Source organism: Rhodococcus sp. NPDC019050, from assembly GCF_055664235.1.
Genome location: NZ_JBVOON010000013.1, coordinates 37,979 through 58,737, shown reverse-complemented (window position 1 = coordinate 58,737; position 20,759 = coordinate 37,979). Strand labels below are relative to the sequence as shown.

Sequence of the window (20,759 nt, the reverse complement as noted above, 5' to 3'; positions counted from 1 at the left end):
GCATGTGAAGACGCACGAAAGCCGCTCCCCGCAAGGGGAGCGGCTTTCGGAAAGCAGAGCTCGCGTCTACTACCTCGGAACTACGTTCAGAGCGAGTTGGCGAGCTTGGCCAGTGCAGACTTCTTGTTGGCAGCCTGGTTCGGGTGGATGACACCCGCGCTGGCTGCCTTGTCGAGCTTGCGGCTGGTGGCGACGAGAAGCTCGGTGGCCTTGTCCTTGTCGCCAGCGGCCGCGGCCTCGCGGAAGGAGCGGATCGCGGTACGGAGCGCCGACTTCACCGACTGGTTCCGGAGCCGGTTGCGCTCGTTGGTGCGAATTCGCTTCACCTGGGACTTGATGTTGGCCACGCGTAGAATCCTGTCGTGTTGCTGGTAGCTGGTTGAAAAGCTCTGGATGCACTGGGCACCGACAGGCAACAATACCAAGAAGGCACGCAAAGCCCAAACCGGCGAGAGTCTTATGTCGGCCGTGTTTACTCCGTGGGACAGTTCCGTGTCGGATTGTGCACAACGCCCTCGCATATAGAACGATTCCGGCATGAGTCGCCGTACCCCTACTGCGCCGGGCGCGTCCCCGGCCAGGCACCGCAGGAAGAATCCCGACGTCTTCGACGGTTACGCGAGAAATCCCGATCGCCTGGCGTACGACGAAATGTTCGATGCGGACGGCAGGGTCCGGCCGCCGTACCGCCGCCTGCATCAGATCCTCGAGTCGAAAGGTCCCGAGGATCTCGCCGCTCGCACCGATGCGGTCGGCCGCGCATTCACCGATCAGGGTGTGACCTTCTCCTTGTCCGGTCAGGAGCGCCCGTTCCCGCTGGACATGGTGCCCCGCCTGATCGCCGCCGCCGAGTGGAACCGTCTCGAGAAAGGCATCCGGCAGCGGGTGCGGGCACTCGAGTTGTTCCTAGCGGACGTCTACGGCGAGCAGAGCATCCTGCGGGACCGCGTCATCCCCAAGCGCCTCGTCACGTCCTGTGAGCACTTCCACCGGCAGGCTGCGGGGATCGTTCCGCCGAACGGGGTGCGCATCCACGTCGCCGGAGTCGACCTGATCCGGGACGAGAAGGGCACGTTCCGGGTGCTCGAGGACAACCTCCGGTCGCCGTCCGGAGTGTCGTACGTCATGGAGAACCGGCGCGTCATGGCTCGCGTGGCGCCCGACCTGTTCGTTCAGCACAAGGTGCGACCGGTCGGGGACTACGCGCTGCACCTCCTGCGAGCACTGCGTGCTGCTGCTGCGCCCAACGCGGCCGATCCCACAGTGGTCGTCCTCACACCGGGTCTCGCGAACGCCGCGTACTTCGAGCATTCCCTTCTCGCACGGCAGATGGGCGTCGAACTCGTCGAGGGACGCGACCTGTTCTGCCGGGACAACATCGTCTACATGCGCACCACCGAGGGTGAGCAGCAGGTCGACGTCATCTACCGGCGCATCGACGACGACTTCCTCGATCCGCTCCAGTTCCGGCCCGATTCGGTGCTCGGCGTCGCCGGGCTGCTCAACGCCGCACGCGCCGGAAACGTGGTGATCTCGAGTGCGGTCGGCAACGGCGTGGGCGACGACAAACTCGTCTACACGTACGTACCCGACATCATCGATTACTACCTCGGGGAAAAGCCGCTCCTGCCGAACGTCGACACCTTGCGCTGCTGGCTCGACGAGGAGCGCGAAGAGGTCCTCGACCGCATCGACGAACTCGTGATCAAACCGGTCGAAGGCTCGGGCGGATACGGCATCGTGTTCGGCCCCGACGCCTCACCGGCCGAATTGAAGACCATGGCGCGCAAGATCCGGGCGAATCCCCGCGCGTGGATCGCTCAGCCGGTCGTGCAGTTGTCCACCGTCCCGACCCGGGCAGGCGACACACTTGCTCCCCGGCACGCCGACCTGCGCCCGTTCGCGGTCAACGACGGCGAGGACATCTGGATCCTGCCGGGCGGCCTGACGCGTGTCGCGCTGCCCGAGGGATCGCTGGTGGTCAATTCCAGCCAGGGCGGCGGAAGCAAGGACACCTGGGTGCTGGCCAGCCGAAGTTCCGATACGGAGAGCGAACTGGGCGGGGAGGGGTTCGTCGAGGAACGGTCCGAGGTGAAACAACCCGACCGCGGACCCGAACTCACCACCGAGCAGCAACAGCAGCAACAGCAGCAGCAACAGAATGAGGGGGATTGCTGATGCTCGCACGAAATGCGGAGTCACTGTTCTGGATCGGACGTTACGTCGAACGAGCCGACGACACGGCACGCATCATGGATGTCGCGGTGCACCAACTGCTCGAAGACTCGACGGTCGACCCCGACCGCACCTGTCGTCAGTTGTTGCGGGTGCTCGGGTTCAGCGCGCCCGAAGGTGAACTCGACGTGCAGACGGTGATCAACATCGTTGCGTTCGGGCGGGACGGCGCGGGGTCGATCCTCGATACGATCGCGCATGCGCGCGAAAACGCGCGCGGTGCACGGGAAGTCACCTCCACCGAAATGTGGGAGTGCCTCAACGCCACCTACAACGCCCTCGCCGAACGGGAACGGGCGGCGAAACGTCTGGGCCCGCACGAGTTCTTCCGATACGTCGAAGATCGCGGGGCGATGTTCGCGGGACTGGCCGACAGCACGCTGTGCCGGGACGACGGGTACCGGTTCCTGTTGCTCGGCCGTTCCATCGAACGGGTCGACATGATCGTCCGGCTGCTGCTGTCCCGCGCTGGTGACCGCCCCACGTCGCCGACGTGGGCGACGGTGTTGCGTTCGGCCGGTGGATACGACACGTACCTGCGCACCTATCGTGGTGCGCTCGACGCCGGCCGCATCGTCGAATTCATGATGCTCGACAGGCTTTTCCCCCGCTCGGTGTTCTCCGCCATCCGGCAGGCGGAGCAGTGCCTCACCGAACTCGACGACCAGACCGACTACCGGTTCGGTGCGCGCAACGAAGCGCAGCGGTTGCTCGGACGGGCCCGCAGTGAACTCGAGTTCATCCGTCCCGGGGTGCTTCTCGAGGAACTCGCCGAACGGCTTGTCGCATTGCAGGAGATGTGCCGGCAGGTCGGTGAGGCCATCTCACTCCAGTACTTCCACGCGGCGCCCTGGGTGGCGTGGAGTTCGGCTCGCAACGACGGTGAAGACGATTTGCTTCTGGAGGGAGAACTGTGAGCTGGCGCATGCGCGTGGTCCACACGACCGGCTACGAGTACGCGGGGCCGGTCACGGCGTCGTACAACGAGGCGCGTCTGACGCCTCGGTCCGACAACCGCCAGACGGTGATCCTCAGTCGCGTCGAGACGACTCCCGCGACGCGTTCCTACCGGTACACCGACTACTGGGGGAGCGGCGTGACAGCGTTCGACCTCCACGCGCCGCACACGTCGCTCGAAGTGACCGGTTTGTCTGTTGTGGAAACGGATTCGCTCGAACCGCTCGAGGAACCGGCGGGATGGGACGTGATCCGGTCGCCCGACACCAGGGACCGATACGACGAATTGCTGCTCCCGAGCCGATATGTTCCGGCGGACAAGTCGCTCGCCAAAACCGCCCGTGACCTGGCGAAGGGTCTCGACCCGGCAGATGCTGTGGTCGCGGCGGCGCAGTGGGTCCACGAGCAGATGGATTACGTCCCGGGAACCACCGGTGTCCACACGTCCGCGATCCAGGCATACGAGGAACGGCAGGGTGTGTGCCAGGATTACGCCCACCTGACGCTGCTCCTGTTGCGCGCCATGGGGATTCCCGCGCAGTACGTGTCGGGATACCTGCATCCCGTCGCGGATGCGGAGATCGGTGAAACCGTCGAAGGGCAGTCCCACGCCTGGATCCAGGCGTGGACCGGCGGATGGTGGGGATACGACCCCACCAATGCGAGATTTGTGGGCGAGCAACATGTATCGGTGGGGATAGGCCGGGATTACGGGGATGTTCCCCCGCTCAAGGGCATCTACATGGGCGGAAGCGCCGCTGCGCAAGAAGTCGTTGTGGAGGTGACGCGACTTGCGTAGTGTGCCGTCACAAGCGAAATATGCTGCGGCAAGATGATCCGATGGTGTTCGGTGTAGGTAGGTCCGGCGCGGTGTGCGGGACCACGACCTCCGAGGGGAACTCATGGAACCCGAACGTGACCCGGCCCAGGAACCACTACGCGACCCCGCACAAAGAACCGGCCGAGAACCCGAATACGGGACCCGCGATGCCGCGCACCCGGTGGACGATTCTGACCACGAAACCGCGTTGGAAACCGCGGAACCCGCCGAATATTCCGATCTCAGACGGTGTGCGGCCGAGGCGATCGGAACGTTCGTGCTCGTGTTCTCGGCGGTCGGAACCGCTGTCTTCGCGGGCGATTACGTGGGACAACTCGGTGTCGCACTGGCGTTCGGCCTGACGCTGCTGTTCCTCGTCTACACCATCGGCCCGATTTCGGGCTGCCACGTGAACCCGGCGGTGACACTCGGTCGTCTCATCGTCGGCCAGGTCACTCCCGTGCGTGCGGTGGGCTACTGGATCGCCCAGATAATCGGCGGTCTGGTGGCCGGCGTGACGATCTATGCGGTCGCTTCGTCGCTCCCGTCGTACAACCGGGCGGCCGACGGTCTCGGTGCGAACGGCTGGGGCGCACACAGTCCGTCCGCCATCCGCGGTCCGCTCGGTGGTGTCCTCGAGAACGGTTACGGGATCGGGGCCGCGATGGTGGTCGAGATACTTCTGACGGCCCTGCTGGTGTTCGTGGTGCTCTCCACGACCGACCAGATCGCCGACGTGCTGATCGCGGGTATCGCGATCGGATTCACCCTCGCGGTGATCCACCTGATTTCGATCCCGATCGACAACACCTCGGTGAACCCCGCCCGCAGCCTGGCCGTCGCGTTCTATCAGAACGGCGCGCTCGGGCAACTCTGGCTGTTCATCGTCTTCCCGATGATCGGCGGTGCGCTCGGCGCACTCGTCTACGCATTCCTGTTCGGTCGCCGGCAGGGGCTGCGGCCCTCCTGACGGCAGAACGCCCGGCGGGTCGGACCCGCCGGGCGTGATTACGTGCCGGTCGCCCGGCTACTGCCAGTTGTAGTCGGAGCGCAGCCGCGCGGCGACCTGTTCGAAACGCGACCGCTCGAGGATCGCGCCTTCGCGGCGGATGCCGTCCTCGGGTACATCGATCACGCGATCGAGCCGGATCCAGCTCGGCCGGCCCTCCGGGTCCCAGCGTCCGGTCCCGATGCCGATCCAGTCGGGATGGCCGTCGCGGTCGGTGTTCGACGACAGCATCAGCCCCAGCAGGGTGTGGCCGTCGCGGCCCACCACCAGCACGGGGCGGTCCTTGCCCTGGCTCGCGTCCTCCTCGTAGGCCACCCACGTCCACACGACCTCACCGGGATCGGCTTGGCCGTCCAGGTCGGGCGCGTAGGACACGCGACGCGCACGTTGCGCGGTGGGCGCGGTGCGCGACGCAACCGGCCGCCCCGGAACCGGCCCCCGTGTCGTACCGGCGGTGCCTCCCGCGCCTGCGCCGGCGGCGTTGCCGATGGCGGTCTTCGCCTTGTCCAGCGCCCCGGATTGCTGGAGTTGCTTGTACAGTTTCGGGCCCTGCTGGGCCGCGAGGCGGCCCAGTTGCATGCCTAGTTTCTTCCATGTGCCAGCCACGAGGACCGAGCTTAGCGAGCCTGCGAGTGGGTGGTGAGGTGAGCGGAGTCCCGGCCGGGGTCCCGACCCCGGGCGGGCTTGGATATTCTGCAGGTGTGACCGCGGTCTGCACGACCGTTGCCATCCCGAGTCAGGAGCACGACATCAGCACCTTCGCCGACACCACCTTCACGGACCCCGGGAAGATCCGGAACTTCTGCATCATCGCGCACATCGACCACGGCAAGTCGACGCTCGCGGACCGGATGCTGCAGCTCACCGGCGTGGTCGAGGAACGGCAGATGCGCGCGCAGTACCTCGACCGCATGGACATCGAGCGCGAACGCGGCATCACCATCAAGGCGCAGAACGTGCGGCTTCCCTGGAAGTTCGAGGGCGAAGAGTACGTGATGCACCTGATCGACACGCCCGGTCACGTCGACTTCACGTACGAGGTGTCGCGCGCCCTGGAGGCCTGCGAGGGTGCGGTGCTGCTCGTCGACGCGGCGCAGGGCATCGAAGCGCAGACGCTCGCGAACCTGTATCTCGCGCTCGACAAGGACCTGACGATCATTCCGGTCCTCAACAAGATCGATCTTCCTGCCGCCGATCCCGATCGCTACGCCGCCGAGATCGCCAACATCATCGGGTGCGAGCCGTCGGACGTTCTCCGCGTGTCGGGCAAGACGGGCGAGGGCGTCCCCGCTCTGATCGACGAGGTGATTCGGCAGGTGCCGCCGCCCGTCGGTGATGCCGACGCGCCGGCACGCGCCATGATCTTCGACTCCGTGTACGACACGTATCGAGGCGTCGTCACGTATGTGCGCGTGGTGGACGGCCGGATCGTCCCGCGCGAGAAGGTCAAGATGATGTCCACCGGCAGCACGCACGAACTGCTCGAGGTCGGCATCGTCTCGCCCGAGCCGAAGCCCACCCAGGGACTCGGCGTCGGAGAGGTCGGCTACCTCATCACCGGCGTGAAGGACGTGCGCCAGTCGAAGGTCGGCGACACCGTGACGCTCGCGCGCAACGGCGCCACCGAGCCGCTCACCGGCTACCGCGAGCCGCGGCCCATGGTCTACTCCGGTCTCTACCCCGTCGACGGCTCCGACTACCCGGACCTGCGCGACGCGCTCGACAAGCTCCAGCTCAACGACGCCGCCCTGACGTACGAGCCCGAGACGTCGGTCGCGCTCGGCTTCGGTTTCCGGTGCGGCTTCCTCGGCCTGCTGCACATGGAGATCACACGAGAACGACTCGAGCGCGAGTTCGGCCTCGATCTCATCTCCACCGCCCCCAACGTCGTCTACCGCGTCGTGCTCGAGGGCGGCCAGGAAACGATCGTCACCAACCCGTCGTACTGGCCGGAAGGCAAGGCCCGGGCGATCTACGAGCCGATCGTCAAGTGCACGATCATCTCGCCCAGCGAATTCATCGGCTCGATCATGGAGTTGTGCCAGTCCCGCCGCGGCGAGCTCGGTGGCATGGACTACCTCTCCGAGACCCGCGTCGAGTTGCGCTACACGCTGCCGATGGCGGAGATCATCTTCGACTTCTTCGATTCCCTGAAGTCGCGCACCCGCGGCTACGCCAGCCTCGACTACGAGGAGGCCGGCGAGCAGGAGTCGGCGCTGGTCAAGGTGGACATCCTGTTGCAGGGCGAGGCCGTGGATGCGTTCAGTGCGATCGTGCACAAGGACGCCGCCGCCGCGTACGGCAACAAGATGACCACCAAGCTGCGCGAGTTGATCCCGCGCCAGCAGTTCGAGGTGCCGATCCAGGCGGCCATCGGATCGAAGATCATTGCCCGCGAGAACATTCGGGCGATCCGCAAGGACGTGCTCGCCAAGTGCTACGGCGGTGACATCAGCCGTAAGCGCAAGCTGCTCGAGAAGCAGAAGGAAGGCAAGAAGCGCATGAAGACGATCGGTCGCGTCGAAGTGCCGCAGGAGGCCTTCGTCGCGGCGCTCTCGTCCGACGCCGCGTCCGACAAGCCGAAGAAGTAGTTCGCGCGCGAACTCCTCGAAGGAGTGCCGAGTGTTCGATACCTGGTTGACCCGTACGCTCGGCATCTCCGTGCCGCTGGTGGGAGCGCCGATGGGTGGCCGCGCCGGGGGTGTGCTGGCCGGGGAGGTGACCCGGGCCGGTGGCATCGGTCTGATCGGAGCGGCCCGGTACAACACCCCCGAATGGCTCGAGGCGGAGGTGCGCACCGCCCGTGAGATCGGGGACGGGCCGGTGGGCTTCGGACTCATGACCTGGTCGCTGGCCGACGACGACTCTCTACTGGGTGCAGTTCTCGAGCATCGTCCGCCGGTGGTCGCGCTGTCGTTCGGGGACCCGGCGCCGTACGTGGATCGGGTCCACAAGGCCGGCGCACTGGTGATCTCCCAGATCAACACCGTGGACGACCTGCGTGTCGTCGAGGCGGCAGGGGTGGATGCAGTCGTCGCCCAGGGACACGAGGCCGGCGGGCACACCGGCAGGGTCGGCACTCTGCCGTTGCTTCAGGAAGTTCTCGAGTCCACGTCGTTGCCGGTGCTCGCCGCAGGCGGCATCGCCACCGGACGAGGACTCGCCGCGGTGCTCGCGGCCGGAGCGCAGGGCGCATTCGTGGGCACCGCCCTGCTGGCGAGCCCGGAAACCGTCGGTCCGGAGTACGCGCGCACCAAGATCGTCGAGGCCACGAGCGCCGACACCGTGTACACCGACGTCTTCGACAAGGCGCGGCACCAACCGTGGCCGTCGCGGTGGGGTGGACGCGCGCTGGAGAACGCGTTCACCGAGCGGTGGCACGGCCGCGGCGCCGACGAGGACGTCCTCGCCGAGGCGTACACCGGCGACGATCCCGATATCGGTGTCGTCTACGCGGGGCAGGCCGTCGGTTCGGTGCGGACGGAGCGGCCCGCAGGCGAGGTCATCCGCGAGATCGCCGCGTCAGCGGAAGCACTTCTGGCCCGCTTCCGCTGACGCGCGCGGCGGGCACGACACCGGTCAGGTGAGGTGTCCCGGACGGAATTCCCCCGTGTGCACCCTGCTCTCGGCGCGGACGACGTGCACGACAGCGTTGATCTGTGCCAGGTGCGTGAACGCCTGCGGGAAATTGCCGAGGTGCCTGCCCGACACGGGATCGATCTCCTCCGCATACAACTTCAGTGGGCTGGCGTACTCGAGCAGGCGGTGGCAGAGCATCGCAGCGCGTTCCACCTCTCCGATCTCCACGAGTGCCGACACCAGCCAGAAGGAACAGATCGTGAAGGTTCCCTCCTTCCCTGTGAGTCCGTCGTCGGTGGTCTCGACGCGGTAGCGCAACACGAGTCCGTCGTCGGTCAATTCGTCGGCGACTGCGAGCACGGTCGCGCGGACGCGTGGGTCGTCCGCGGGAAGGAAACGCAGCAGCGGGATGAGGAGTGTCGACGCATCGAGTGACGGATGACCGTAACGCTGTGTGAACACGCCTCTTTCGTCCACCCCGTGCTCGAGGACGTCCGCCTTGATCTCGTCGGCGATTGCTGCCCATCGTCGCGCGTGACTGTCCCGCCCGTGCAGATCGGCAAGTTTCGCGCCCCGGTCGAGAGCCACCCAGCACATCACCTTCGACGACGTGAAGTGCTGAGGTTCACCGCGCACTTCCCAGATGCCCATGTCGGGTTCGCGCCAGTGGGTGGCCGCCTCCTCGACCTGCTTGCGCAGGATCGGCCACAGCGATTCGGGGATCTGCCGACGGGAGCGCACGTGCAGGTACACCGAATCGAGAAGCGTTCCCCAGATATCGTGCTGGCGTTGGTGATACGCGTCGTTGCCGATACGGCAGGGTTTCGCGCCGTCGTATCCGCTGAGGTGATCGAGTGTCGATTCGGGAAGCGAACTTTCGCCGCCGACCCCGTACATGACCTGGAGTGTGCGGTCACTGCCGTCGGCGTTCTGGGAGACGTCGAGGATGAACGAGAAGAAGTCGTCGGCTTCACGGTCGAGTCCGAGCGTGTGCAGACCCCACAGGGCGAAGGTCGAGTCGCGCACCCATGCGTAGCGGTAGTCCCAGTTGCGTTCTCCTCCAGGTGTTTCCGGGAGAGAGGTGGTCGGCGCGGCAAGCAGGGCGCCGGTGGGAGCGTAGGTCAGTCCCTTCAGGATCACAGCGCTGCTCTGCAGGTAGGTGCGCCACGGATGGTCCGGGAAGCGGCCGGTGGTGATCCACTCCCGCCAGAAGTCCTGCGTATTGGTCATTTTCGCGACCGCCTCGGTGAACGTGCGCGGCGGCGGGCGTTCCGACCACGACAGGGCGACGAACGCCGAATCGCCTTTCTTCAACCGCGTGCGAGCGCGCGCTTCCCCGCTCTCGATGCCGAGGCGCAGGTCGGTGGTCAGCCGCAACTGGGGGTGCTGCTCGGGAGCTGTGGCCTCCATCGCCGTAGCTTCCTCGTACACCTTTCCGGTGTAACGCCACTCGGCGGCGCCCCGGTGGTAATCGAAGGCCGGTTCGCACGACATGTCCAGTTCGACCGTGCCGTTCACGCAGCGCACAGTACGCAACAGCACGTGCTCGGCCTGCCAGTCCGACGGGGTGCGCCGATGCGTGCGGGAGCGTTCGTCGACGTCGTACCAGGGCCCCATCACCAGCGCATCGCGCACGACCATCCAGCCCGTGTCGGTCTGCCACGTCGTTTCCAGGATGAGCCCGCCGGGCAGGTAGCGGCGTGCAGCCGGCACGGTCCGGTTGTGCGGGGCGAGACGGAAGCGGCCGGCGCTGCGGTCGAGCACGGCGCCGAACACACTGGGGGAGTCCGGTCGTGGCACGCACATCCACTCCACCGAGCCGTCGCGGGCCACCAGGCACGTCGTCTCGCAGTCGGACAGGAACGCGTAATCGTCGATGGGCGGATGCGGGCTGTCGTGCAGCGCGGCGATCCGCAGAGGCCGTGACCAAGACATCCTTCTATGATCGCGCCGGAACGAGCCGTCCGGGCGGCATTGCCGGGCTGCGTACCGGTGAGTTCGCCGGAGCCACTAAGGTGAGGAGAGTGGATCGGGTGGCATCGTGGTGGGACGGATTCGAGCTCTGGCTCACGGGTCTGTCCTTCGTGCCGCAATCAGCGCTGGTACTGGCCGTACTGGTGCCGTTGTGCGGCGGTGTCGCCTGGCTGCTCGACCGCGTGATCGCCGGAGCGTTCGCGGTGGTCGGACGACGCGAACCCGTATCGCCTGCCCCGGACCCGGAGGACTGCTGACATGCCGCGCTCGCGCGTGACCCTGGCGCTGGTCGCCCTGCTCGTGCTCGTCGTCGTCGCATGGCTGCTGACACGCTAGACACCCGTTTCTTCACCGAAACATCGGTTTCGGGCGCTCCCGGATCCTCTGCTAGAGTCTGCCGGGTGACCGCGACCACGCTCCCTCCGATCCGCCATGAACTGGCGTTGATCGCTGTAGGTATGCCGTCGGTCGCCGATATCCACTGTTGTCGCTGATCCCGCACTCGACTCGGTCCGACCACTCGACCGGGAGCCGTTCGCGCTCCCCGTCCTCGCAAATCCCTCACGGATGATTCCGTCACCCCGGCACGCCACGGTTCGTGGCGCGGGGTGTCGTTGCCGTCGTCCGTTCTTCACACCTCACCGAAAAGCCCCTCAGGAGGCTCGTGTCATGAAGAACCGTTCCAGAATTCTCGTCGCCGCGGTGGCAGCCGCGACCGTCACGGCCCTGACCGCGTGCAGCGGCGGGGCGAGCGACACCGCGGGTGCCGGCGGTGGCGGCGACGGCTCGGCGGGCACCGTCAACCTCTACGCGTACGCAGTGCCCAAGGTCGGTTTCGACCTGCTCATCCCGGCCTTCCAGGAAACCGAAGCCGGCACGGACGTGGCGTTCCAGCAGTCCTACGGAGCATCGGGAGACCAGTCGCGGAAGGTGCGCGACGGGGCTGCGGCCGACTTCGTGAACTTCTCCGTCGAACCGGACGTCACCCGCCTCGTCGAGGCCGGACTCGTCGACGAGTCGTGGAACGAGAACGCTTACGGCGGTGTGCCGTTCGGCTCGGTCGTCACGATGGTGGTACGCGAAGGCAACCCGAAGAACATCCGGGACTGGAACGATCTGCTGCGTCCCGACGTCGAGGTGGTCACGCCCAACCCGTTCAGTTCCGGCTCCGCGAAGTGGAACCTGCTCGCGCCGTACGCGGCCACCAGCAACGGCGGCGCCGATCCGCAGGCGGGCATCGACTACGTCACCGCCCTCGTCAACGATCACGTGAAGGTGCAGCCGAAGTCCGGCCGTGAGGCCACCGAAACGTTCCTCCAGGGGACCGGCGACGTGCTGCTCAGCTACGAGAACGAGGCACTGTTCATCGAACGCAACGGTGACCCGGTCGAGCACGTCACCCCGCCGGTCACGTTCAAGATCGAGAATCCTGCTGCGGTCCTGAAGAATTCGCCGAATGCGGAGACCGCGCAGGCGTTCGACGACTTCCTGTACACCGAGGAAGGCCAGCGGCTGTGGGCCGAGGCAGGCTTCCGGCCCGTCGATCCTGCCGTGGCAGCGGAATTCGCCGCCGACTTCCCGGAGCCGACCAAGCTCTGGACCGTCGCCGATCTCGGGGGCTGGGACACCGTCAACGAGGAACTGTTCGCAGACGGCTCCGGCACCATCGCGATCGTCTACGACAACGCAACGAAGTAGAGCATTCTCTTGAGCATTTCGGAGCAGACCGCCGGGACGGGAGCATCGGCTCCCGCCCCGGCGGCCCGTCGTCGCACTCGCCGGGCACGGATCACCGGCACCGTCGGCCCCCTCGGGATCGGCGTTGCCACACTCTGGTTGAGCCTGATCGTCCTGTTGCCTCTCGCAGCACTTGCCACACACTCGTTGTCGGACGGGTTCGGAGGCTTCTGGGATGCGGTCACCGCACCCGCGGCCCTGGCCACCCTCCGCGTCACCGTCGGTGTCTCGATCGTCGTCGCCGCGATCAACGCGGTGATGGGCACGATCATCGCCTGGGTCCTCGTCCGCGACGAGTTTCCCGGCAAGAAGGTCGTCAACGCCCTGATCGATCTGCCCTTCGCCCTGCCGACGATCGTCGCGAGCATCGTGCTGCTGTCGCTGTACGGACCGCAGAGCCCCATCGGGCTGCAACTCAACGCCACGCAACCCGGCCTCGTGATAGCGCTGGCGTTCGTCACCCTCCCGTTCGTGGTCCGGGCCGTGCAACCGGTGCTCATCGAGGTCGACCGCGAAGTGGAGGAGGCCGCCGCGTCGCTCGGGGCGAGCAACCTCACGATCTTCCGCACCGTGGTGCTGCCGGTGCTCGCCCCGGCGATTCTCGGCGGTACCGGCCTGGCGTTCGCACGCGCGATCGGTGAATACGGGTCCATCGTGCTCATCGGCGGCAACATTCCGTACCAGACGCAGGTCGCGTCCCAGTACATCCAGCAGCAGATCGAGATCGACCGGCCCGTCAACGCCGCGGCCGTGTCGGTAGTGCTGTTGCTCATCGCTTTCGTCGCCCTGTTCGTGCTCCGCTGGGTCGCGAGCCGTGGCCTCCGCAGACAGGAGAACGACCGGTGAACGTGTCGCTTCCCGTCAAGATCTCGCTGCGCTCGGTCGCGCTCGGGTACCTGTTCGTCCTGTTGCTCGTGCCGATCGGCGTGATCCTCTACCGCACGTTCGAGAACGGGATCGGTGCGTTCGCCGAGTCGATCAGCACCCCCGCGGCGATCTCGGCTCTGAATCTCTCGCTGCTGATCGTCGCGATCGTCGTACCGGTCAATGTGGTGTTCGGCATCGTCGTGGCGCTGGCTCTCGTCCGGGGGCGGTTCCCCGGTCGCCGGCTCCTCCAAGCCGTCGTCGACCTGCCCTTCGCCGTCTCGCCCATCGTGGTGGGTGTCGCGCTGATCATGCTCTGGGGGGCCAACGGCTGGTTCGGTGCCGTCGAATCTCTCGGCTTCAAGGTGATCTTCGGATTGCCCGGCATGGTGATCGCGACGATCTTCGTGACGCTGCCGTTCGTCGTCCGCGAGGTCGAACCGGTGCTGTACGAGATCGGTGAGGAACAAGAGCAGGCCGCCGCGACACTCGGGGCGAACACCTGGCAGACCTTCTGGCGCATCACGTTGCCCGCCATCCGCTGGGGACTGACGTACGGCGTGGTGCTGACCGTTGCGCGCGCGCTCGGTGAGTTCGGTGCCGTCATCATGGTCTCGTCGGGCTTTCCCGGTGTGTCGCAGACCCTCACCCTTCTCGTCCATGCCCGGTACATCGACGACCACAACACTTTCGGCGCATACAGCGCCGCGACCCTGCTCATGGCCATCGCGGTGATCGTTCTGCTGTTGATGACCCTGCTCGACCGCAAGAGGAGCACCGAAGAATGATCACCGTCACCGCGGCACGCAAGAATTACGGCAGCTTCGCGGCCCTCGACGATGTGAGCCTCGAGATCCCGTCCGGGTCGCTCACCGCGCTGCTCGGACCGTCCGGTTCCGGCAAGTCGACCCTGTTGCGCTCCATCGCCGGCCTCGAATCGCTCGACGGCGGCACCGTCCACATCGCGGGCGAGGACGTGACGACCGTGACGCCGCAGAAGCGGGACATCGGGTTCGTCTTCCAGCACTACGCCGCCTTCAAGCACATGACGGTGCGGGAGAACGTCGCGTTCGGGCTCAAGATCCGGAAGCGGCCGAAGCCGGAAATCGAGAAGAAGGTCAACGAACTGCTCGAGATCGTCGGGCTGGACGGGTTCCAGTCCCGGTACCCGGCGCAACTGTCGGGCGGTCAGCGTCAGCGCATGGCACTGGCGCGGGCGCTCGCGGTGGATCCCCGTGTGCTGCTGCTCGACGAACCGTTCGGCGCGCTCGACGCCAAGGTGCGTACCGACCTCCGCACCTGGTTGCGGCGACTGCACGACGAGGTTCACGTCACGACGGTGCTGGTCACGCACGACCAGGAGGAGGCGCTCGACGTCGCCGACCGGATCGCCGTGATGAACGCGGGCCGCATCGAGCAGGTCGGTACCCCGGAGGAGTTGTACGACAGGCCGGCCAACACCTTCGTGATGTCGTTCCTCGGCACCGTCTCCAAGCTCAACGGTCAACTCGTACGACCCCACGACATCCGGCTGGGACGACAGCCGGAGTTGGCGTTGGCGCAGCACGAGGGTACGGCCGAAACGCTGGGCATCACCCGCGCCACGGTCGAACGCGTCGTGCATCTCGGCTTCGAGGTGCGCGTGGAATTGCGGAACGAGGCGACCGGGGAGTCGTTCTCCGCCCAGGTCACGCGCGGCGACGCGCATGCTCTCGGCCTGGCGCCGGGGGAGACTGTCTACGCCCGCGCCACAACTGCCCCACAGTTGCCGGCCGCGGTCCCCGTCACCTAGCGCGGCAGATCGCCACCGGACAGAAACTGTGGTGGATGAGCCCCTGACTGGTGGAGCCGAGGATCGCGGACGACTGCGCACTGCGACCGTGGCTGCCGACGACGAGCAGTTGCGCGTGGGCGGAATGTTCGAGCAGCACCATGTCGGGCTTGCCGCGTTCGACCCGGTGCTCGACCTGCACGTCGGGATAGTCCGCAGCCCAGCCGGACATCGACTCCAGCATCTCGGCTTCCTGGAACGCGGCGAAGTCCGTCCAGTCGGTGAAGCGGGAGTCTTCGCCGTAGGTGATCGTCGACTGTTCCACCCACGTGTGGACGGCGAGCATCGGTGCTTCGAGCGCCGCGGCGAGACGATAGCCTTCCGCGATCGCCGCGGAACTCAGTTGGGTCCCGTCGACTCCGACCACGATCGGACGGCCGTCCGGGGGCCGGAACCCTTGCTCGCTGCGCCACGCGACGACGGGGCACACCGCATGATTGGCGACGTAGACGACGTCGGACCTGCGGAACATGGATTGCAGTTCGCTGGTGGTGGTGTGCCCGAGGACGATCATCCGCGCCGACGTGGACAGGTCGGACAGTGCGTTGGCGGGCCGGCCCGACACCGCGGTCTTCTCGATGACCAACTCGGCCGTGAGTTCGCTCCCCGCGGTGGTGTCCCGCAGTGCGGGCGCGTCGACTGCCGACGCGGTTTCGAGAACTGCGGCTTCGGCGCCGTCGAGTACGTCCCGGGTGGGTTCGTCGGCATCGTCGGGGCCGCCGGGGTGGGCGTGGACGAGCCGGAGCGGTTCGCCGAGCCGACGTGCGACGACTGCTGCCCATTTGGCCGCGTCGATGGCGCTGTCGGAGCCGTCGATCCCCACGACGATTCCACCTTCCGGTGTTCCAATGCTCATGGGTTCTCGCTCCCTTCTTCTCCAGTCTGGGGTAGGGCGCACGGATCGAGCAACGGATCGGTGGGATCGCGACGGATCGGGGATTCAGTCGCCGACGGCGTCCTTGCCGCGCTGCACGATGTTCGGATCGGCGGGGAAGACGACCTGAGTGTCCTTGTCGTCGTATTCGAACCGGTTCAAAAAGAAGCGCATCGCATTGATCCGGGCCCGCTTCTTGTCGTTGGACTTGATGGTGGTCCACGGGGTGAGATCGGTGTCGGTACGCAGGAACATCTCTTCCTTCGCGGCGGTGTACTCCTCCCACCGCTCGAGGGATTCGAGGTCCATCTCGGACAATTTCCAGCGCCGCACGGGGTCGAGCTGGCGGATCGCGAAGCGCGTGCGTTGCTCCTCGCGGGTCACGGAGAACCAGAACTTCGTCAGCGATATCCCGGCGTCGACGACCAACTGCTCGAACATCGGGACCTGCGTGACGAACGTTTCGTACTCCTCGTCGGTGCAGAAGCCCATGACCCGTTCGACACCGGCGCGGTTGTACCAGGAGCGGTCGAACATCACGAGTTCTCCGGCGGTGGGGAAGTGCCGGACGTAACGCTGGAAGTACCACTGGCCCTGCTCGCGATCGGAGGGCTTGTTCAGTGCGACCACCCGGGCGTGCCTGACGTTGATGTACTCCTGGAAGCGTTTGATGGTGCCGCCCTTGCCGGCGGCGTCGCGGCCCTCGAAGACGACGATGTGCTTCGATCCGTGGTCCTTCGACCACGCCTGGAACTTGAGCAGTTCGATCTGCAGCAGGTACTTCTCGACCTCGTACGTCGCACGATCCATGCGCTCGTCGTACGGGTAGTTCTTCCGCCAGGTGTTCACGGCCTTGCCGTGGATGTCGATCAGGTCGGGGTCCTCGCCGTGGTCGTCGCGCACCGAGAAACCCTCCGTGCGGAGACGATCGATGTAGCGGCGTAACTCGTTCTGCACGTGCGCTCCCTGAGTGGTTCGCGACCGGGGCTGTTCGTGTCCGGTCGAACACCTACCTGTATAGGACAAAAGTGAACGCGAGGACATCGAACGAGGTCCGGTGCGTGTGTCGGCGCCCCCGAGCGGCAGCCGGCACAGCGCCGGGGGCGGGCACTCAGGCGGCGCGCAGGGTGGTGCGGCGCAGCGCTGCGAGGTAACGCTCCGCGATCACGTGCCCGACCGCGGCATGGGTGGTGAGGGTCGGGGCGACACGCACATCCGGGTATGTCTCGGCGGCAGCGGCACACGCCCGGTCCCACAGCAACCCCGGCGCGAGCATCCAGGGGGTGAGCACGAGCGTGCGGCGTCCGGACGCGGCCAGCGATCGGAGCGTCGACTCGACGGCCGGCTGCGCCGTGGCGTAGCAGGGCAGCGCAGACCACGCGGTGCCGCCGGCGAGGCGGACTGCCACATCCGCCGTGGCGGCGTTCGCCCGGCCGCGGCGGGAACCGACCGCGCAGAAGGCGATCCCGACGGACGGGTCGTCCGGCGAGACACCGGTCGACGAAATGCTTTCCCGCGCGGCCGCGACCAGGCGCGGGTCGTCGCCGAGGATGTCGGCACACGCGACATCCAGCCTCGGATTGCGGATGCGCGCGTCGGCGAGGATCGCGGGAAGATCGACACGCGCGTGGAATGCGCTGCCGAGCAGCAACGGTACGACCACCGCGCGACGGTGGCCGTCCGCAGCGACCGCGTCGAGCACCTGCGGGACCGAAGGGGTGTTCAGGTCGAGGAACGCGAGTCGCACGTCCCACCCGGGGTGTTCGGTCCGCAGCACCGCCAGCGCAGCAGCCACGGCCCGCGCGGAGCGAGGGTCGCGGCTGCCGTGCGCGACGGCGATCAGCGGGATCATGCGGGAACGCGGTCTCCGAGTTCGATGTCCGCGAGACCGTTGCCCACCAGTCCGGCGGCGAGGGTGTTGCCACCGGCGGGGTCGATCAGCAGGAAGCTGCCGGTGCGCCGGTTGACCTTGTAGTCGTCAGCCGCGACCGGCTCCGCGACGCGCAGCGAGATACGTGCGATCTCGTTGAGCTCCAAGGATTCCGGGTGATCGACCGAGGTGAGTGTCTGCTCGTCGAATCGTTCTTCGAGCGTGCCGACGATCGCCTGGGTGGTGCGCGTGCCGTGCTTGAGGAGCAGGCGTGCGCCGGGCCGCAACGGCTTCTCGGCCAGCCAGCACACGGTGGCCTCGAATTCGGAGAGCGGTTCGGGAGCGTCGCCGGGCGAGGCGAGCAGGTCGCCCCGGGAGACGTCGATGTCGTCGGTGAGCACGAGTGTCACCGACCGGCCCGCGTGCGCGACGTCGAGTTCGCCGTCGGCGGTGTCGATGCGCTCGACGGTGGACCGCACGCCCGACGGGAGCACGACGATCTCGTCGCCCGGCCGCACCGACCCGGCGGAAACCTGACCGGCGTAGCCGCGGTAATCCGGGTACTCCGCGGTGCGCGGACGGATCACGTACTGGACGGCGAAACGCAGACCCACTTCGTGACGGCCGTGCACGTCGGCGTCGACGGGCACCGACTCGAGATGCTCGATCAGCGTCGGGCCGTCGTAATACGGGGTGTTCTCACTGCGGATCGCGATGTTGTCGCCGTGCAGCGCGGAGACCGGAATCTCCTGGACGTCGCCGGGGGACCAGCCGAGCGAACTCGTGAGCTCGTTGAACTCCGCGCAGATCCGGGCGAAGACTTCCGCCGGGTCCTCGACGAGGTCGATCTTGTTGACGGCGAGAACCAGCTTCGGCACCCCGAGCAGCGCGAGGACTGCGGCGTGCTTGCGGGTCTGGGCGATGACACCTTTGCGCGCGTCGACGAGCAGCACCACCAGCTGTGCGGTGGAGGCGCCGGAGACGGTGTTGCGGGTGTACTGGACGTGACCGGGAGTGTCGGCGAGGACGAAGCTGCGCTTCGGGGTCGCGAAGTACCGGTAGGCGACGTCGATGGTGATGCCCTGTTCGCGTTCGGCGCGCAGGCCGTCGACGAGCAGCGACAGGTCGGGGGTGTCGAGCCCCTTGTCGACCGAAGCTCGTGTGACGGCGTCGATCTGATCGGCGAGCACCGACTTGGTGTCGTACAGGAGCCGGCCGACGAGGGTCGATTTACCGTCGTCGACGCTGCCTGCGGTGGCGAGGCGCAGCAGCTGGGACGGCCTGTGCGCGCCTTGCTCATGGTGGTCGCTCATGATCAGAAGTAGCCCTCTCGCTTGCGGTCTTCCATGGCCGCTTCGGAAACACGGTCGTCACCACGGGTGGCGCCCCGCTCGGTCAGTCGCGAGGCGGCCACTTCGTCGAGGATGTCCTCGTTGGTGACGGCATCGGACAGGATCGCGCCGGTCGTCGAGCCGTCGCCGACGGTGCGGTACCGCACCGACCGGGTCTCGAGCGTCTCGCCGTCGGCGGGGCCACCCCACACTCCGGGCGTCATCCACATGCCGTCCCGCCGGTAGACCGGACGCTGGTGGGCGTAGTAGATGCTCGCGAGTTCGATGTCCTCGCGGGCGATGTAGCGCCAGATGTCGAGTTCGGTGAAGTTGCTCAGTGGGAACACCCGGACGTGCTCGCCCGGCGCGTGCCGGCCGTTGTAGAGGTTCCACAGCTCGGGGCGCTGCCGTTTCGGATCCCACTGGCCGAATGCGTTGCGCAGCGAGAAGATCCGTTCCTTGGCGCGCGAACGCTCCTCGTCGCGGCGGCCACCGCCGAAGACCGCGTCGAAGCGGTTCTCGGTGATCGCGTCGAGCAGCGGAACAGTCTGCAGCGGGTTGCGGATGCCGTCGGGACGCTCGGTGAGGCGTCCGTCGGCGATGTAGTCCTCGACGCTTGCGACGTGCAGGCGCAGGTTGTACTTCTCCACGATGCGGTCACGGAACGCGAGTACCTCGGGCAGATTGTGTCCGGTGTCGACGTGCAGCAGCGCGAACGGCAGCGGCGCGGGCCAGAACGCCTTGATCGCCAGGTGCAGCAGGACGGTGGAGTCCTTGCCGCCGGAGAACAGGATGACGGGCCGTTCGAATTCGCCGGCCACCTCCCGGAAGACGTGGATCGCTTCGGACTCGAGCGCGGCGAGAGTGTCGAACGCGGTGCCGTCCAACTGGGTCCGCGCAGTCGTGGGATTCGGATCGGTGAGTGTCATGAGGCGTGCAACCCGCATTCGGTCTTGGCTCGGCCGGCCCAGCGTCCGCTACGCGGATCGGCACCGGGAAGTGGTTTGATCGTGCACGGGGCACACCCGATGGACGGGTAGCCCTCGTCGACGAGCGGGTTCACCAGGATTCCGTGCTCGTCGATGTAGTTCTGCATGTCGTCGTCGGACCACGCGGCGATCGGATTGATCTTCACGAGGCCGAAGCCCTCGTCGAAGGAGATCAGCGGGGCGTTCGCCCGGGTGGGCGCCTCGACCCGGCGGATACCGGTGACCCACGCGCGGTAGCCCCGGAGGGACTCGGTCAGCGGCACGACCTTGCGCAAGCGGCAGCACTCGTTGGGATCCCGTGCGAACAGGTCCTTTCCGAGCAGCGCATCCTGCTCGGCGACCGTGGCCGCGGCCCGCGCGTTCACGACGTTGACGCCGTACACCTGCTCCACGGCATCGCGGGTCCCGAGTGTTTCGGCGAAGTGGTACCCGGTGTCGAGGAACAGCACATCCACACCGGGGCGTTGCTGCGCCGCCAGGTGGACCAGGACACCGTCCTGCATGTTGGACGCGACGATGTACCCGCTTCGCGCTCCCTCGGCGGGAGCCCCGAACGTCTCGTCGGTCCACCGCAGGAGTTCCTGCGCGGACGCGCCTTCCAGTTCTTCCGCGCCCCGCGCGGCAAGTGCGCGCAGTTCGTCGGCTGTCGCGGTGTCGATTGTCATCTGCCCCGTCCGCTCTCCGGTGTT

Annotated in this window: 21 protein-coding genes; 12 read left to right on the top strand and 9 right to left on the bottom strand. The window is 66.8% G+C overall.

Annotated elements, in window-relative coordinates; genetic code table 11:
- Nucleotides 1-86: 86 nt before the first annotated feature.
- Nucleotides 87-347, bottom strand: a complete 261-nt coding sequence (gene rpsT, locus AC0B44_RS14605; RefSeq protein ID WP_072699291.1) for a 30S ribosomal protein S20 — start codon at nt 345-347, stop codon at nt 87-89.
- Between the two features lie 190 nt (nt 348-537).
- Between rpsT and AC0B44_RS14600 the strand changes: the two genes are divergently transcribed.
- The 4 genes from AC0B44_RS14600 (at nt 538) to AC0B44_RS14585 (ending at nt 4,982) form a co-directional block, all read left to right on the top strand.
- Nucleotides 538-2,178, top strand: coding sequence for a circularly permuted type 2 ATP-grasp protein (locus tag AC0B44_RS14600; protein ID WP_471903562.1), 1,641 nt, complete (start codon nt 538-540; stop codon nt 2,176-2,178).
- Entirely contained in the window at nt 2,178-3,152 is a 975-nt protein-coding gene (locus AC0B44_RS14595) for an alpha-E domain-containing protein (RefSeq protein ID WP_471903561.1), read from the top strand. The genes AC0B44_RS14600 and AC0B44_RS14595 overlap by 1 nt, the downstream gene beginning before the upstream one ends.
- Nucleotides 3,153-3,160: 8 nt before the next feature.
- Nucleotides 3,161-3,991, top strand: coding sequence for a transglutaminase family protein (locus AC0B44_RS14590; RefSeq protein ID WP_471903637.1), 831 nt, complete (start codon nt 3,161-3,163; stop codon nt 3,989-3,991).
- Between the two features lie 103 nt (nt 3,992-4,094).
- Nucleotides 4,095-4,982, top strand: coding sequence for an aquaporin (locus tag AC0B44_RS14585; protein ID WP_471903560.1), 888 nt, complete (start codon nt 4,095-4,097; stop codon nt 4,980-4,982).
- 57 nt (nt 4,983-5,039) lie between these two features.
- On the opposite strand, the gene AC0B44_RS14580 is transcribed toward AC0B44_RS14585, so the two are convergent.
- Nucleotides 5,040-5,627 (bottom strand): type II toxin-antitoxin system PemK/MazF family toxin, encoded by a 588-nt coding sequence (locus AC0B44_RS14580; protein ID WP_471903559.1) that lies wholly within the window; start codon nt 5,625-5,627, stop codon nt 5,040-5,042.
- A gap of 95 nt (nt 5,628-5,722) precedes the next feature.
- Between AC0B44_RS14580 and lepA the strand changes: the two genes are divergently transcribed.
- Nucleotides 5,723-7,612: a translation elongation factor 4 gene (gene lepA / locus AC0B44_RS14575; RefSeq protein ID WP_471903558.1), complete on the top strand. Its 1,890-nt coding sequence runs from the start codon at nt 5,723-5,725 to the stop codon at nt 7,610-7,612.
- 31 nt (nt 7,613-7,643) lie between these two features.
- Nucleotides 7,644-8,576 carry an NAD(P)H-dependent flavin oxidoreductase gene (locus tag AC0B44_RS14570; RefSeq protein WP_471903557.1) on the top strand — a complete coding sequence of 311 codons (933 nt, stop codon included), beginning with the start codon at nt 7,644-7,646 and terminating at the stop codon, nt 8,574-8,576.
- 24 nt (nt 8,577-8,600) lie between these two features.
- Here AC0B44_RS14570 and AC0B44_RS14565 read toward each other — a convergent pair whose 3' ends face one another.
- Nucleotides 8,601-10,535 carry a glycoside hydrolase family 15 protein gene (locus AC0B44_RS14565; protein ID WP_471903556.1) on the bottom strand — a complete coding sequence of 645 codons (1,935 nt, stop codon included), beginning with the start codon at nt 10,533-10,535 and terminating at the stop codon, nt 8,601-8,603.
- 89 nt (nt 10,536-10,624) lie between these two features.
- Here AC0B44_RS14565 and AC0B44_RS14560 point away from each other — a divergent pair, with 89 nt between their 5' ends.
- From AC0B44_RS14560 to AC0B44_RS14535, 6 genes are all read left to right on the top strand, one after another.
- Nucleotides 10,625-10,831 (top strand): hypothetical protein, encoded by a 207-nt coding sequence (locus AC0B44_RS14560; RefSeq protein WP_471903555.1) that lies wholly within the window; start codon nt 10,625-10,627, stop codon nt 10,829-10,831.
- Nucleotides 10,832-10,891: 60 nt separating this feature from the next.
- Nucleotides 10,892-11,068 carry an Ms4533A family Cys-rich leader peptide gene (locus AC0B44_RS14555; RefSeq protein ID WP_471903554.1) on the top strand — a complete coding sequence of 59 codons (177 nt, stop codon included), beginning with the start codon at nt 10,892-10,894 and terminating at the stop codon, nt 11,066-11,068.
- Nucleotides 11,069-11,243: 175 nt separating this feature from the next.
- Nucleotides 11,244-12,272 carry a sulfate ABC transporter substrate-binding protein gene (locus AC0B44_RS14550; protein WP_471903553.1) on the top strand — a complete coding sequence of 343 codons (1,029 nt, stop codon included), beginning with the start codon at nt 11,244-11,246 and terminating at the stop codon, nt 12,270-12,272.
- 15 nt (nt 12,273-12,287) lie between these two features.
- Complete coding sequence (gene cysT, locus AC0B44_RS14545; RefSeq protein WP_471903636.1) at nt 12,288-13,157, top strand: sulfate ABC transporter permease subunit CysT; 870 nt, start codon at nt 12,288-12,290, stop codon at nt 13,155-13,157.
- Nucleotides 13,154-13,963, top strand: a complete 810-nt coding sequence (gene cysW / locus AC0B44_RS14540; RefSeq protein ID WP_471903552.1) for a sulfate ABC transporter permease subunit CysW — start codon at nt 13,154-13,156, stop codon at nt 13,961-13,963. Before cysT ends, cysW begins: the two co-directional genes overlap by 4 nt.
- Nucleotides 13,960-14,967, top strand: a complete 1,008-nt coding sequence (locus AC0B44_RS14535; RefSeq protein WP_471903551.1) for a sulfate/molybdate ABC transporter ATP-binding protein — start codon at nt 13,960-13,962, stop codon at nt 14,965-14,967. Before cysW ends, AC0B44_RS14535 begins: the two co-directional genes overlap by 4 nt.
- Here AC0B44_RS14535 and AC0B44_RS14530 read toward each other — a convergent pair.
- The 6 genes from AC0B44_RS14530 to AC0B44_RS14505 form a co-directional block, all read right to left on the bottom strand.
- Nucleotides 14,960-15,862, bottom strand: coding sequence for a universal stress protein (locus AC0B44_RS14530; protein ID WP_471903550.1), 903 nt, complete (start codon nt 15,860-15,862; stop codon nt 14,960-14,962). The two genes, AC0B44_RS14535 and AC0B44_RS14530, sit on opposite strands and share 8 nt — an antisense overlap.
- A gap of 84 nt (nt 15,863-15,946) precedes the next feature.
- Complete coding sequence (gene ppk2, locus AC0B44_RS14525; RefSeq protein ID WP_471903549.1) at nt 15,947-16,837, bottom strand: polyphosphate kinase 2; 891 nt, start codon at nt 16,835-16,837, stop codon at nt 15,947-15,949.
- A gap of 154 nt (nt 16,838-16,991) precedes the next feature.
- Entirely contained in the window at nt 16,992-17,732 is a 741-nt protein-coding gene (locus AC0B44_RS14520; RefSeq protein ID WP_471903548.1) for a sirohydrochlorin chelatase, read from the bottom strand.
- Entirely contained in the window at nt 17,729-19,063 is a 1,335-nt protein-coding gene (locus AC0B44_RS14515; protein WP_471903547.1) for a sulfate adenylyltransferase subunit 1, read from the bottom strand. Before AC0B44_RS14515 ends, AC0B44_RS14520 begins: the two co-directional genes overlap by 4 nt.
- 2 nt (nt 19,064-19,065) lie before the next feature.
- The gene (gene cysD, locus AC0B44_RS14510; protein WP_471903546.1) at nt 19,066-20,010 is read right to left on the bottom strand and encodes a sulfate adenylyltransferase subunit CysD; all 945 of its coding nucleotides are present in this window, start codon (nt 20,008-20,010) and stop codon (nt 19,066-19,068) included.
- Entirely contained in the window at nt 20,007-20,735 is a 729-nt protein-coding gene (locus AC0B44_RS14505) for a phosphoadenylyl-sulfate reductase (RefSeq protein ID WP_471903635.1), read from the bottom strand. The genes cysD and AC0B44_RS14505 overlap by 4 nt, the downstream gene beginning before the upstream one ends.
- Nucleotides 20,736-20,759: the final 24 nt, after the last annotated feature.